13 protein-coding genes are annotated in these 13,599 nt (G+C 40.5%); all 13 read left to right on the top strand.

The window, feature by feature from the left end; genetic code table 11:
* The first annotated feature begins 25 nt into the window (after window positions 1-25).
* The 13 genes from lepA to DW738_RS02910 all read left to right on the top strand — a co-directional run bounded on the left by lepA (window position 26) and on the right by DW738_RS02910 (window position 13,327).
* Window positions 26-1,852, top strand: a complete 1,827-nt coding sequence (lepA, locus tag DW738_RS02970) for a translation elongation factor 4 (protein WP_123160284.1) — start codon at window positions 26-28, stop codon at window positions 1,850-1,852.
* 139 nt (window positions 1,853-1,991) lie between these two features.
* Window positions 1,992-2,651 (top strand): hypothetical protein, encoded by a 660-nt coding sequence (locus tag DW738_RS02965; RefSeq protein ID WP_123160283.1) that lies wholly within the window; start codon window positions 1,992-1,994, stop codon window positions 2,649-2,651.
* 281 nt (window positions 2,652-2,932) lie between these two features.
* Entirely contained in the window at window positions 2,933-3,574 is a 642-nt protein-coding gene (locus DW738_RS02960) for a hypothetical protein (protein WP_023023351.1), read from the top strand.
* 234 nt (window positions 3,575-3,808) lie between these two features.
* Window positions 3,809-4,303, top strand: a complete 495-nt coding sequence (locus DW738_RS02955) for a YkgJ family cysteine cluster protein (RefSeq protein ID WP_023023349.1) — start codon at window positions 3,809-3,811, stop codon at window positions 4,301-4,303.
* Entirely contained in the window at window positions 4,303-4,989 is a 687-nt protein-coding gene (locus DW738_RS02950; protein WP_123160282.1) for a YjjG family noncanonical pyrimidine nucleotidase, read from the top strand. Before DW738_RS02955 ends, DW738_RS02950 begins: the two co-directional genes overlap by 1 nt.
* 50 nt (window positions 4,990-5,039) lie before the next feature.
* Window positions 5,040-5,789 (top strand): hypothetical protein, encoded by a 750-nt coding sequence (locus tag DW738_RS02945; protein ID WP_123159149.1) that lies wholly within the window; start codon window positions 5,040-5,042, stop codon window positions 5,787-5,789.
* Between the two features lie 124 nt (window positions 5,790-5,913).
* Entirely contained in the window at window positions 5,914-6,186 is a 273-nt protein-coding gene (gene rpsP / locus DW738_RS02940) for a 30S ribosomal protein S16 (protein ID WP_123159150.1), read from the top strand.
* A 19-nt stretch (window positions 6,187-6,205) separates the two neighbouring features.
* Window positions 6,206-6,445: an RNA-binding protein KphA gene (gene kphA, locus DW738_RS02935; protein WP_003001620.1), complete on the top strand. Its 240-nt coding sequence runs from the start codon at window positions 6,206-6,208 to the stop codon at window positions 6,443-6,445.
* A gap of 150 nt (window positions 6,446-6,595) precedes the next feature.
* Window positions 6,596-7,378, top strand: coding sequence for an alpha/beta hydrolase (locus DW738_RS02930; RefSeq protein WP_123160281.1), 783 nt, complete (start codon window positions 6,596-6,598; stop codon window positions 7,376-7,378).
* A 36-nt stretch (window positions 7,379-7,414) separates the two neighbouring features.
* The gene (gene rimM, locus DW738_RS02925; protein WP_023023341.1) at window positions 7,415-7,933 is read left to right on the top strand and encodes a ribosome maturation factor RimM; all 519 of its coding nucleotides are present in this window, start codon (window positions 7,415-7,417) and stop codon (window positions 7,931-7,933) included.
* Window positions 7,923-8,639 (top strand): tRNA (guanosine(37)-N1)-methyltransferase TrmD, encoded by a 717-nt coding sequence (gene trmD, locus DW738_RS02920; protein WP_023026860.1) that lies wholly within the window; start codon window positions 7,923-7,925, stop codon window positions 8,637-8,639. Before rimM ends, trmD begins: the two co-directional genes overlap by 11 nt.
* A 132-nt stretch (window positions 8,640-8,771) precedes the next feature.
* A complete protein-coding gene (locus tag DW738_RS02915; RefSeq protein WP_123159455.1) occupies window positions 8,772-10,979 on the top strand; it encodes a CAP domain-containing protein in 2,208 nt (735 codons plus the stop codon).
* Window positions 10,980-11,509: 530 nt separating this feature from the next.
* Window positions 11,510-13,327 carry a CAP domain-containing protein gene (locus DW738_RS02910; RefSeq protein WP_123160280.1) on the top strand — a complete coding sequence of 606 codons (1,818 nt, stop codon included), beginning with the start codon at window positions 11,510-11,512 and terminating at the stop codon, window positions 13,325-13,327.
* Window positions 13,328-13,599: the final 272 nt, after the last annotated feature.

The following is a 13,599-nucleotide window of genomic DNA, read 5'->3' as shown; positions in this document are numbered from 1 at the left end:
GATTAATTTTACTAGGAAGATGATTATGCCAAATTTAGAAGAATTAAAGAAACGACAAGAGAAAATTCGGAACTTCTCGATTATCGCCCACATTGACCACGGGAAGTCAACCTTGGCGGACCGAATCTTAGAGAAAACCGAGACCGTTTCTAGTCGGGAAATGCAAGCTCAGCTCCTAGATAGCATGGATCTAGAACGGGAACGTGGGATTACCATCAAGCTCAATGCCATCGAATTGAACTATACGGCTAAAGATGGGGAGACATATATCTTCCACTTGATTGACACACCAGGACACGTGGATTTTACCTATGAGGTTTCTCGTTCGCTCGCAGCCTGTGAGGGTGCCATTTTAGTAGTTGATGCGGCTCAAGGGATTGAAGCGCAAACCCTAGCCAATGTTTATCTGGCGCTGGACAATGACTTGGAGATCCTGCCAGTCATTAACAAAATTGACTTACCAGCTGCAGATCCAGAGCGCGTGCGTACAGAAGTGGAAGATGTGATCGGCTTGGATGCCAGTGAGGCAGTTCTAGCTTCTGCCAAGGCTGGTATCGGGATCGAAGAGATTTTGGAACAAATCGTCGAGAAAGTTCCAGCACCTACTGGGGACGTTGCTGCTCCATTGCAAGCCTTGATCTTTGACTCGGTTTACGACCCATACCGGGGAGTGATTCTCCAAGTTCGTGTGGTCAATGGTATGGTGAAGCCAGGCGATACCATCCAGTTGATGAGTAATGGCAAGACCTTTGATGTGACTGAGGTTGGAATTTTTACCCCTAAAGCAGTTGGTCGTGACTTCCTTGCGACTGGTGATGTTGGTTATATTGCAGCCTCTATTAAGACGGTTGCGGATACTCGTGTCGGGGATACTGTGACCTTGGCTACTAATCCAGCAGCTGAGCCTCTTCATGGATACAAGCAAATGAACCCAATGGTCTTTGCTGGTCTTTACCCTATTGAATCCAACAAATACAATGATCTTCGGGAAGCACTGGAAAAGTTGCAACTCAATGATGCCAGTCTTCAATTTGAGCCTGAGACTTCTCAAGCACTTGGTTTTGGTTTCCGTTGTGGTTTCTTGGGACTCCTTCACATGGATGTTATCCAAGAACGCTTGGAGCGCGAATTCAACATTGATTTGATCATGACGGCACCGTCAGTAATCTACAAGGTCAATTTGACAGATGGAGAAGTAATTGACGTGTCTAACCCATCTGAGTTTCCAGATCCAACCAAGATCGCTTCCATCGAAGAACCTTATGTGAAAGCACAAATTATGGTACCGCAAGAGTTTGTTGGAGCGGTCATGGAATTGGCCCAACGCAAACGTGGGGACTTTGTGACCATGGATTACATCGACGAAAATCGGGTCAATGTCATCTATCAAATCCCACTAGCGGAAATTGTCTTTGATTTCTTTGATAAATTGAAATCGTCTACTCGTGGTTATGCTAGCTTTGACTATGAGTTGTCTGAATACCGTCCTTCTAAATTGGTTAAAATGGATATCCTTCTCAATGGCGATACTGTCGATGCCCTCAGCTTTATCGTTCACAAGGACTTTGCCTATGAACGTGGTAAGTTGATCGTTGAGAAACTCAAGAAGATTATCCCTCGTCAACAGTTTGAAGTGCCCATTCAAGCAGCTATCGGTCATAAGATCGTTGCCCGTACGGATATCAAGGCCCTTCGTAAGAACGTCTTGGCCAAGTGTTATGGTGGGGACGTCTCACGGAAACGCAAGCTTCTTGAAAAACAAAAAGCTGGTAAGAAACGGATGAAAGCTATCGGTTCGGTAGAAGTACCTCAGGAAGCCTTCTTGTCTGTCTTATCAATGGATGAGGAATAAACTTTTCTCTTGAATCATAGAACAAATGGAACGTCCCGATAGGGGCGTTTTTCTATCAGGCTAGACAAATAGCGCTTTCAAATCTGAGTAGAACATGTTAAACTAGAGGTATCAAAATCCATCACAAAGGAGAGAAAAGATGAAAAATAAGTTCCTACTAGCGACCGTTTCGGTCTTGTCAGCTCTTGCTCTTGTGGCTTGTAGCACTCCTAAAAAAGAGTCTAGAAAACCGTTGTCATCTGAATCTAGTTCCACTGAGGTGGTAAAAAAGAGCAAAAAATCCTCTAGTAAAAAGACCTCAAGCAAGGTGGAGTCAAAATCATCGGATGATACCAAGAGTACTGTCGAAACCAAACGGGTTGGTTCGGCTGATTATGGCTATATCGATATCCCAAGTAAGTGGATTAAATTTACAGATATAGATGGTGGAGACAGTATTCAATTTACGGATGGAAGTGCTTATAATATCGTCACCATGAACGGGTATACCAAAGAAAAAGCAAATGTCGGTGAAGGTGAAGTCTTCAACGCAGAGTTGATTGCGAACCGTATTGCTTACTATTGGAAAGACAATAAAGAAGTAGAGAAAATGTGGGGAGCTACAACCACTGTCTCAGGGAATGAAGCCTTGCAGCTGAATATCATCCTTAAATCTGGACAATACCTCATTACCTGGGTCTTCCAAAAGGATGATAAGGTATACTTGATGTCTTTTGAAGGGGATAAAGAGACTTTGGCACAATTCATTCCTTACATTGAGGAAACTTGGAGTTTGGATGAGAAAGGTCCAAAAGCCTAATGCATTCGTGAGGAAGTTGGTTTCATTATCACCAATTTTCAATACATGATAGAATAAGATTTGGACGTGTCATTAAGCTCTATTTCTTGGAACAATTAACTTCTTACAACCTGGTTAGCAAAGAATCTCTCAGGTTGTATATCCTTAAGAAAGCAGGGACTAATTCAAACAGTTCGTCAGTTTGAATTAGTTCTTTTTTGGTAAGAAATTAAACTGGTCCTTTTAAAATAGAGTATAAGATGTTAGACTAGTGTATATAATCTATCATAGAGGAGAGAAAGATGAAAAATAAGTTCTTACTGGCGTCAGTTACGTTTTTGTCTGTTGTCAGTCTCTTTGCTTGTACTAGTCCAAAGAAAGAGTCTAATAAATCATCAGCACCATCTAGTTCCACGAATGTGGCAAAAGAAACAACAAAATCAGGTAGCAAGGTAAGGGAAGAAATATCAGATAATGATAAGAGTTTCGCAGAAACGAAACGAATTGGATCAGCAGATCAAGGGTATGTCAATATTCCAAGTGACTGGGTAAAATATACAAATGAAGAAGGTGGAAATAATATCCAATACTCAGATAAAAGCGTGGATAATGCGATTATTTTGAACGCTACTACTAGAGAAAGAGTGGGTGTCGCCGAAGAAGAAGATTTTAATGAAGTGATGGCTCAAAGATTTGAGAATGACTTGAACAAAATAAATAAAGTAGTAAAATCGTGGAGATCTACTAGCAAAGTTGGAGGAAATGTAGCCATCCAATTAAACATGATTCTTGAGTCGGGTCGATATGTTACTTGCTGGTTTTTTCAAATAGATGGGAAGTTGTATTACATTGCCTGTCTTGGAGATGAAAAAACATTAGCTCAATTAACCTCCTATGTAGAAAACACTTGGAGCCTTGATGGAACAGGTGCCGTGACGGATTAATCAAGTGAGAGTTTGGCTTAAACTATTCAGTAATTAATGTTTAATAGAAATAACTACATGACGCAGTGGTTGATTGGTATCTTTGTTCGCTTTTTAGCTCCAAAGATAACCTAATCAACTGTGCGGGGGTGGGAAAACGAACTCTTCTTAATTAGTCGGAGTTCTGTCCTATTCCCTTTTTTACGACCCCTATGGTATAATGCTCTTATCCATTTAGCAATTAGAAAGTAGTTTATGTCTCAAGAAATTGACTTAGAAAAATACCATCAGTTAGCGCTCCAAAAACAAAAGGAGCACCGCAAGGTATTGGCGAATCTGAAAAAGAAACCCCCTAAAAATCTAGATAAAATAGCCCAAGAGATTCACGATGAAGTCTTTCAAGAAATTGATTGTACCGCCTGCGCCAACTGCTGTAAGACCCTAGGACCCGATTTTAAAGAAGCGGATATCACGCGCATTGCCAAGTATTTCAAGATGAAGTTGCCTGCCTTTGAAGCAGAGTTTTTAGAAGTCGATGAAGATGGAGATAAGGTTTTTAAATCCATGCCTTGCCCTTTCTTGGGTGGCGACAATCTCTGTTCGATCTACGATGTTCGGCCTAAAGCTTGTCGAGAGTTTCCTCATACAGACCGCAAGAAGATCTACCAGATCAATCATTTGACCATCAAGAATACTCTCACTTGCCCAGCAGCCTATTTATTTGTAGAAAAATTAAAGGATCGTTTGTAATGACATATTCATTTTTACTATTTGACCTAGACCACACCTTGTTGGACTTTGATACAGCGGAGGAAGTGGCCTTAACGCAATTCCTCCAAGATCAGGGGGTTCAAGATATTCAAGCCTTTAAGGATTACTACAAACCTATGAACCAAGGGCTCTGGAAAGATTTGGAACAAAAGAAAATTAGCAAGAAAGACTTGATTAACAGCCGGTTCGCGATTGCCTTTGCTCATTTTGGAAGACAGGTAGATGGTGAAGAGATGGCTTTGCGCTACCAGGATTATATTAGCCAACAGGGACAGAGCTTCCCTGGAGCGGAAGACATGTTAGCCAAGCTAGTAGAAAGGGGTTGCCAGCTCTATGGTGCTACCAACGGCGTTACCGCTATTCAGCAAGGACGCTTGAAGCAGTCAGCCATTACCCCTTATTTCAAGGAGATCTTTATTTCTGAACAATTAGGAACTCAAAAACCGGAAGTAGCCTTTTATGAAAAGATCGGTAACTTGATACCTGGTTTTACCAAGGAGCAAGCCCTCATGATCGGAGATTCTTTGACAGCGGATATCGCTGGGGGCAATGCTGCGGGGATTGATACCGTCTGGTATAATCCGGATCACAAAGAAAATACCAGTCCAGCAGTACCGACATATGTCGTTGCTGACTATCAAGCGTTACTGGATATCCTTAAGTAAAAACTTATTTCAAACTAGCTGTTAAGCTAGTTTTTTGGTATCATGGTGGAATGAATAAATTTAAATCAATAAGGGTTACCATCAAAAGATGGCTTCGCTATCTGCTTCTTGCATTCGCCACAGTGGTCGCTCTCTTAATTTGTTTTCTCTTTTATTTTACTAATCAAGAAGAAAAAGAAATCCAAGAGCAAATTTCTGGCTTTTATCAGGAAGCGGGATTTAAAGGAGACATAAGGTTTAAAGCAGCTGAACTCCATGGGATGTCGACTAAATATGCCTATAGCTATCAAGAAAGGGTTGAGGGAAAAACGGTTCAGTTTGACTTTCCCTATGCAAGTCTCCTATCCAAAGAAGAAAGTGGGGAAAACTATGACACGGCAGAAGAACTAGCCCACCGTTCCAAAAGCTGGCTTGTGGCACCATTTTTTGAAAGAGCCTTTACAGAATCTCAAGGTTTTCAAAAACTGACTCAGGAAATAAAAGAAGAGCTTCGTAAACAGGGCTTAGAGGTAAGCGAGGTTCGTCTCCAGTTCCCAATCGAAAATCCCGATTTCGAAAATCAATTGGCAACAGATTTACTAGCTGCTGAAAAAGCTGGAGAAACAGATCTTAGAGGGATTCTGACCTTGGATTATGCTAACTACCGCCATATAAAGGGCTTCTCCTTTACCATCACAGTGACGTCTCTCTCTAAAGAATTTGAAGGGAAGCGCTTGGATGTAACCGGACTTCCTTCTGGAAACTATGTGATTGAATCTAATTCCCCAAAGGCTGAATCTTATAGCTTTGAGATCGAATAAAAAAAATTTTAATAGTGTCAAGTTTTTTTCTTGACAGGTCCTTAAAATGTGTTATAATAGATTATGTGCTAAATAGCTAGTCTATTTCACCGAAAATTAAAATATAGAAAAGAGACTTATAAAAATGGCAGTTAAAATTCGTTTGACTCGTATGGGTTCTAAGAAAAAACCTTACTACCGTATCAACGTAGCAGATTCACGTTCACCACGTGATGGACGCTTCATCGAAACAGTTGGAACTTACAATCCACTTGTTGAAGAAAACCAAGTAACTTTGAAAGAAGACCGCGTTCTTGCATGGTTGGCTAACGGAGCTCAACCTTCAGATACAGTTCGTAACATCCTTTCAAAAGAAGGTGTATTGAAGAAATTCCACGATTCTAAATTCTCAAAATAATCATAAAGTAGGTTGATGTATGGATACGATTGAAAATCTTATTATTGCAATTGTGAAACCTTTGATTTCACAACCGGATGCCTTAACCATCAAGATCGAAGATACTCCTGAATTCTTGGAGTACCACCTTGACCTTGATCCTAGCGATGTTGGTCGAGTGATCGGTCGGAAAGGTCGCACCATTTCTGCGATAAGAACGATTGTCTACTCTGTCCCAACTGAAGATAAAAAAGTAAGAATCGTTATTGACGAAAAATAAAAGGCGGGACTCTGTCCCGTTTTTTTGTTGCAAGGAAAGGTTTTGGAGAAGTTTCTGGGTGGGAAGTCCATTTGAGAAAATCCTATGAACGTGATAAAATAAAACGTAAGGTTGTTAAGTGAATTGTTGTTTAGAAAGAGTTGTTTTGATATGAACCGATTTGAAGTAACTACAAAGATTGGTTGTTTCTCTGTTACTTATAAAAAGAGAAATAAAGTTCTAGTTTGTTTAAATGGTGCTGGTTTGATACCGAGTTATGAAAATTTTCTACCAATTCTTGAAAAACTTCCTTCTTCAATAGGTTACCTAGCGATTGATTTTCCGAATACAGGTAGGAGTCCGATTCATAGTCAAACAGGAATTAATTTGGATAATCTTGTTGAAGCGATATACGAAATCTTGAAAGGATTGGAAATTTCCGATTATATACTTTGTGTTCATAGTTTAAGTGGTATTTTGGCTTTAAAGTTAATGAGTCAACCAATTAAGTGTCAAGCCTTGATAGCAATTGAACCAACAACAAAAAATATAATGTTTGCTGATTTTTCAATAAATCCTTATCCAGAAATGGAAGAGCAAATCAGGATGATTGAAGAATGTGGTCAGGAAAAATATTTTAAGGGACTAACTCAAGCAACATTTGAACCTGAAACTGATAGACTGATTTGGGGATTGATGGAAGAAAAGGGCTTGGAATTGGAAAAGCAAGTTCCTGGATTTCAGATATCTGTAAATATTACTGCTGAAGATTTTGATAGTTTGTCATTAGCAGATAATATTCCTGTTTTCATATTTTGTCAGGCGTACAGAGAAAAAGAGTACAGAGATTCAGAATATTGGAATTCTAATACAAAACTCATTCTAGGTGGAAACCACCACTATCTACACTGGTCAGAATCGGAAAAAATTGCAACTCTTATTAGAGAACTTTAGAGATAAATTAATCAAAAGAGGAATGTAAAGAATAAAATGAATTATTTTAATGTTGGGAAAATCGTCAATACGCAGGGTTTGCAGGGTGAGATGCGGGTCTTGTCTGTGACAGACTTTGCGGAAGAGCGCTTTAAAAAAGGAGCAGAGTTGGCTCTCTTTGATGAGAAGGATCAGTTTGTCCAAACGGTGACTATTGCCAGTCACCGCAAGCACAAGAACTTCGATATCATCAAGTTTAAGGATATGTACCATATCAATGCCATCGAAAAGTTCAAGGGTTTTAGCCTCAAGGTTGCCGAAGAAGACTTGACCGATTTGGACGAGGGCGAGTTTTATTACCACGAGATCATCGGCCTTGATGTTTATGAAAATGACCAACTCATCGGTCAAATTAAGGAGATCCTTCAACCGGGTGCCAATGATGTCTGGGTGGTGAAGCGCAAAGGAAAACGCGACCTTCTCTTGCCTTATATCCCACCAGTAGTCCTCAATATTGATATCCCAGGAAATCGGGTGGATGTGGATATCTTGGAAGGGTTAGACGATGAAGATTGATATTTTAACCCTCTTTCCAGAGATGTTTTCACCCCTGGAGCACTCCATCGTCGGAAAGGCGCGTGAAAAGGGACTCCTTGAGATTAACTACCATAATTTCCGCGAAAATGCAGAGAAGGCACGACACGTGGATGATGAACCCTATGGTGGCGGGCAAGGCATGCTCTTACGTGCGCAGCCGATCTTCGATGCCTTTGATGCCATTGAGAAAAAGAATCCGCGCGTGATCTTACTAGATCCAGCTGGGCGGACTTTTGATCAAGGTTATGCAGAAGAGTTAGCTCAAGAAGAAGAATTGATCTTTATCTGTGGCCACTATGAAGGCTACGATGAGCGGATCAAGTCCCTGGTGACAGATGAGATTTCTCTTGGAGACTATGTCTTAACCGGTGGTGAGCTAGCTGCTATGACCATGATTGATGCGACAGTACGCTTGATTCCAGAAGTGATCGGAAAAGAGTCCAGCCACCAGGATGATAGTTTCTCGTCCGGCCTTCTAGAATACCCTCAATACACACGGCCCTATGAATATCGAGGGATGACAGTTCCAGATGTCCTCATGAGTGGGCATCATGAAAATATCCGTCAATGGCGTCTCTATCAGAGTTTGAAAAAGACACTAGAGCGTCGTCCAGACCTGCTTGAAAACTATGACTTGACTCCAGAAGAAGAGAAGATGTTGGAGCAAATTAAACAAGAAGAATAACAGCATTTGCTGTTTTTCTTTTGCCCTAAAATTAATAGAAAAAATCTTCCTCATCCTACTAGTTATTGGTAACAAAATGTGGTATCCTTATGGAGAGATAACAGATATGAAAAAGTGTTGGTGGTGTTTGCAATGGGCAAAAAAATAGGAAAATCAGTCTTTACAACGGGTGTCGCAGCGACAACCCTCTTTTCAGGTTTGTCCGGCCATAAGGCACAGGCTGAAGAGATTGTCCAGAACGATCCTGCCGATCAGCAATCGACGGATGTGACTGAAATGGATTCAAGTTTTATGGATAAAAATATCTTACATGACCAATTGCAAAAAGCTGAAAAAAGAGTCGAAGACCAACGGTTACGGCTGAACCAGGCTCAATCTGAATACAATGTCGCCAAATCAGGTCTGGAAGCTGCTGAAGCAAACCTAGAGACAACTGAAACGATGATTGAAGAATCCAATCAAACATCCCTTGGCAAAACTGAAAATGAAATTGCGGTTGCTGAGGCAGTTGTTACTCTAGAACAAGAAAAGGTACGCCAAGCAAGTGAGGCTGATAGTCAAGTTCGTTCTGCCATAAAGAGTCAAGAGAATAAAATTGCTGCCCAGCAGTTACTTGTTGATATCGCAGGAAATGAATTAAGAAAAGCCAAACAACCCATCCAGAATGATGAGGCAGTATTAGCACAGGCACAGCTAAAAGAGGAGCAGGCGCAAAACGAATTAAAAATAGCTCAAACCTTAGTGCTAAATCTGACAGAAACTCAATCCAAAGCGCCCTATGTCTTAAAGCAAGTTTCCAGCGAAATTGCGGGAGTACAGAAAAAAGTTGAAAAATTAACTTATCAAATCTCCCAAAAATTAGTAGAGTTAGAAAAAGTCCGTGAAGCGGCCATGGCTAGTCCAATCAATCTTCAAGAGACAAGCTATGAGACTTTGTTAGAGGAGTGGGCCAAGGCTGGTGACCAAGGTGCTGTTGAAGTTATGTCGCTTTATCATCGTGGGCGTGTAGAGGACCAGCTGACAGGTGGAAAGGCCACTAGATTAGATAACGTCCTAAAAGCGTTAGAAATTGTAGATACCATTAATCAGTACCGTCGCCAGGCAGGTTTAGGTGAGCTCTTGGTCGCTCCTTATCAATTACCGGTTAGTCAACTTCAAACGCACTATCATCAAAACCATGGACAAGCCCTGTCCAACTGGCAAGAGAATGAATTGATTGCTTGGGGCTATCGGCCTAGGGAGGCTGTTGCCTTCTGGTATAGTGAAAAGGAACTGTATCATCAAATTGCTCATCAATACGGTTTACCAATAGATGAAAGTCAACTAGATCCTAGCCAAATCTCTAAGAAAGTGGGAGCGGAGTTATTTGCTAAGATTGGACACTATGTCCAAATGATGGGGAATCAATATAAGGCCATTTCAGTTGCCTATGATCCAGATTTAGAGGTATCTCAAGTAGCTTTCTTTGAAGAGTCATCCCCCCTTTATACCAGTGAAGAACTGACAAAGTGGGTGAGAAACGTTGCCAATGCAAGGACGACAAAAGCGGATGTAAAGACTGTCAAAAATGCTTTGGAGAGTCTAAAAGTTGAAAGAACAAATCAAGAATCCCGCATCAATATCCTTTCTGGTCATTTATTCGATGTCAAGACTTCTCTTGCAAGTCATGAGCAACTATTAGCGCGTGCTCAAAGTAACCTAGCTTTAGCGATGAAGAAATGGCAGGCTGCGTCGACAGAGGCCAAGGAAGCAGCAAGCTCACTGGCGGTTTCACGAGCTCGGATACAAGGAGCGATTATCCCAAAAGAAGAGGCCTTAAAAAATGCCACTCTAGCATTAGAAGAAGATAAAAAGCAATTAGAAGTTTTACAAAATGCGGCGAGAGAGACTGCATCTAAGCTTGAAGGAGCACAGGCACAACTTCAACTTGCAAAAAATCAATTAGCACAAGTCAAAGGGCATCTGAAACTGTTCACCGATGCATCTGAATTGCTAGTAGATGCGCAAGCCTTGGTTGCCTCTGCTAAAACTGAAGTCGAGGAGAAAAAAGTACAATTTGAGGCAGAGTTTGAAACCTTTATGGCTTATCAAAAAGAGGCTAGAGATTTCAGGAGTCGGATAGAGAAGATTCAGTCAATTGAGGATGGAGAAAAAACTGCAGTAGGAGAAGAGGAGGAAGCAATTGATCCGGCTCAACTTTCTCTAGCTGATTCTAGTCAAACAGAGTATCCGTTACAAGTCGAAGATGACTTACCAGAAGTTGCAGGAAGAGCAGAACACAAGAGTAAAAAAGGCTTATCCAAATGGTTCCGAGGACTTGGGTTTAAAAAAGACCAATAGCTGTAAAAATGTCATCTAGCAACTGCTTAAAAGAGAGAGCGAATTCGTTCTCTCTTTTTGTATATTCTAGATGATTGTAGAAACAGCAAAAAATTACATAGGCGTGAAGCCTAATCTGCTCTTCTAAAACAATAGTATAATACTATCCTATTATTTTATCCTTTATAACCATACCATTTGAAAGGCTAAAAATGAAGTAAATAATAGCTGTATAAAGAATGAGTATAGTTCTATGAGTAAAATAAGAAGGTTCTCAAATTATTTGCTATTCAAAACTTTCTGTGTTATAATTCTCACAAAGGAAGAAAAAGTGTCGATACTAAATATGCTGTTGTTATCAGTTTTTTAGGCAAAAATATGTGGGAATCTGACTGAAGTGTTCATTTTAAAAATAGGCCTTAGAAATAAATGAATATCTCATTCAGGAGCTCTCAAACCCTATATAAACTGGAAAAACAGCCAAATTAAACTTATGCATAGGTATTTTCATCCTTTTTATTTATAATACTATCCTAATGGAGATTATTGATATGGATAAAAAATATAGATATGTAACTCGGGCTATCTTGGCCTCTGCTGTAGCAGTTCCAGTTTTTGCTGCGTCAAACGTTCAAGCTGAAAGCTATAGCTGGAATACAAGTCGTTATGCCTATAGCTACTATACCCCAAGCTACAGTAACTATGGATATAATAATTACAACTATAACTATGGGTATAATAATTATGATTATTACTATGGTTACAACAATTATAACTATGGAAATTACGGCTATAACTATGGAAATTACGGCTATAACTATGGTTATAACAATTGGAATAACTACTATGGCTACAACAATCTCACACGTGATGAAAACTACATCTACTGGAATGGTAATCACTACTATCGCATGAATGATGGCACTTACCGGATCTACCGTAATGGCCAGTGGCAACCGTTGACCAATCGTAATAACTCTAGAAATAATCTAGCCAACGACCCGCATTACCTTTATGAGAATGGTTACCATTATTATTTATTAGAGAATGGGGATTACTATTACTATGAGAATGGTAAATGGGTATTTGTAAAAAATTCTAGTGAAACAGAAAACCCTGTAACGCCGGATACTCCAACACCTACTCCAAATCCTACCCCAACACCAGAGGAACCAAACCCAACTGATAAGCCGGATCAACCTGTGGAGCCATCAGAACCAGCTACACCAGAAGATACAGGGAACTTGGTCTTCCCTGAGAACCCACCATTTGTAGGGGCGGATGGCGAGTTTGATCCATTCACTCCAACTCCTGAGAATCCAGCGGAGCCGAAGCCAGAAGTGCCGGTTCAACCTGAAGTACCTGGTAATGATGGTTTAGTAACAACAGACCAGCCAAGTGAAAACCAAATTCCACCATATGTTGAAACACCAGCAGAAGGATTAGAACACCTTCCTTGGGCACCAAACGGACGTGTTCCTAAGTTGGTCTACCCACCTGGTAAGCCAGGATCAGCTGCTTTGCGTAGTGATAAGAACTATTACTTTGATGGGACAACTCATTACTACTATGTACCATCTGATACTGAAGCTACAGGATATTCTGCATACTGGAAGTGGATTGATGGAAAATGGAAACTTCAAGGTATGACTGATCCAACTGACCCTGCCATCGATCCAAAATTCCACGAAGATGCAAAAGATGACGAGTATGCTTATAGCGATCGCGACTCAAGCGTGAAACTATACTCTACCAACGTGGTGGAAACAGTCAAAGCCGGCCAACCTTTACCGTTTAAAAACGTCGAAGAGTTTAAGGACTATGTCATTAAGAAAATGAATCCTAAGTTCATTGATAATGCTGGCTGGGATTGCAAAGTAGAGTGGGAAATCGAAGACCCTGAACTCTTTGAACAATCAAAAGAAAACCCATGGGCAAAAGACTATGTCTTGATTGCCAATTTGAAGAGTGGTGTAGATGAAAAAGAATACAAAGATGTTGAATTTGGTTATGTGAAATTCGTATTCCGTGTAGAAGCAACAGACGACACCAATTATATCTCTTTAGATAAGGCTAAAGAAGCATTTACCAAAATTAATGAACTAAGAAAAGCTCAAGGCTTGAAAGAGTTGACTTGGTCTGATGATGTCTACAACAATCTTGCTCTTCCAAAAGCAAATCAAATCTCAAGACAGTACGATAGTACTGGATTTGTAGCTCGCCGTGAAGAAGATTCAGCAACTGTGGCAACAAAATGGTTCAACAGTGGCTTGCGTGAATTGTTACTAGATCCAAACGCAACTGAAGGAGCTGTAGCAGCAGTTGTAAATGGAGATGGATACTATTATTGGGCTTACAATTATAAATAATAGTCATGATGGATCATTACTTCCAATGGAAGAAGGATTATTCTGATGACAAAAAGAGGCTGGGACAAAAGTCCTAGCCTCTTAATTGTCTTTGGATTATCGAGCAAGACGCAGTGATTGAGTGGGCTCTATGACGCTGATTTCATCAGCTTTTACAGCCCTACTCAACTGTGCGGAGGTGGGACGACGAAATCGAATTCTAACGAATGACCGATTTCTGTCCCACTCTCTTTTTCACGTGAAGAAAGTTGAAATTGAAGATTTTTAAAAGG

It is taken from the genome of Streptococcus sp. AM28-20, assembly GCF_003603595.1.
In the GTDB taxonomy this organism is placed as follows: Bacteria; Bacillota; Bacilli; order Lactobacillales; family Streptococcaceae; genus Streptococcus; species Streptococcus ilei.
Note: the sequence above shows the minus strand (reverse complement) of the source record. Positions and strands in the feature narration are given on the sequence as shown.

Coding starts and splice junctions, on each gene's coding strand:
- lepA (WP_123160284.1), top strand. CDS start 26: ATGCCAAATTTAGAAGAATTAAAGAAACGACAAGAGAAAATTCGGAAC.
- DW738_RS02965 (WP_123160283.1), top strand. CDS start 1,992: ATGAAAAATAAGTTCCTACTAGCGACCGTTTCGGTCTTGTCAGCTCTT.
- DW738_RS02960 (WP_023023351.1), top strand. CDS start 2,933: ATGAAAAATAAGTTCTTACTGGCGTCAGTTACGTTTTTGTCTGTTGTC.
- DW738_RS02955 (WP_023023349.1), top strand. CDS start 3,809: ATGTCTCAAGAAATTGACTTAGAAAAATACCATCAGTTAGCGCTCCAA.
- DW738_RS02950 (WP_123160282.1), top strand. CDS start 4,303: ATGACATATTCATTTTTACTATTTGACCTAGACCACACCTTGTTGGAC.
- DW738_RS02945 (WP_123159149.1), top strand. CDS start 5,040: ATGAATAAATTTAAATCAATAAGGGTTACCATCAAAAGATGGCTTCGC.
- rpsP (WP_123159150.1), top strand. CDS start 5,914: ATGGCAGTTAAAATTCGTTTGACTCGTATGGGTTCTAAGAAAAAACCT.
- kphA (WP_003001620.1), top strand. CDS start 6,206: ATGGATACGATTGAAAATCTTATTATTGCAATTGTGAAACCTTTGATT.
- DW738_RS02930 (WP_123160281.1), top strand. CDS start 6,596: ATGAACCGATTTGAAGTAACTACAAAGATTGGTTGTTTCTCTGTTACT.
- rimM (WP_023023341.1), top strand. CDS start 7,415: ATGAATTATTTTAATGTTGGGAAAATCGTCAATACGCAGGGTTTGCAG.
- trmD (WP_023026860.1), top strand. CDS start 7,923: ATGAAGATTGATATTTTAACCCTCTTTCCAGAGATGTTTTCACCCCTG.
- DW738_RS02915 (WP_123159455.1), top strand. CDS start 8,772: ATGGGCAAAAAAATAGGAAAATCAGTCTTTACAACGGGTGTCGCAGCG.
- DW738_RS02910 (WP_123160280.1), top strand. CDS start 11,510: ATGGATAAAAAATATAGATATGTAACTCGGGCTATCTTGGCCTCTGCT.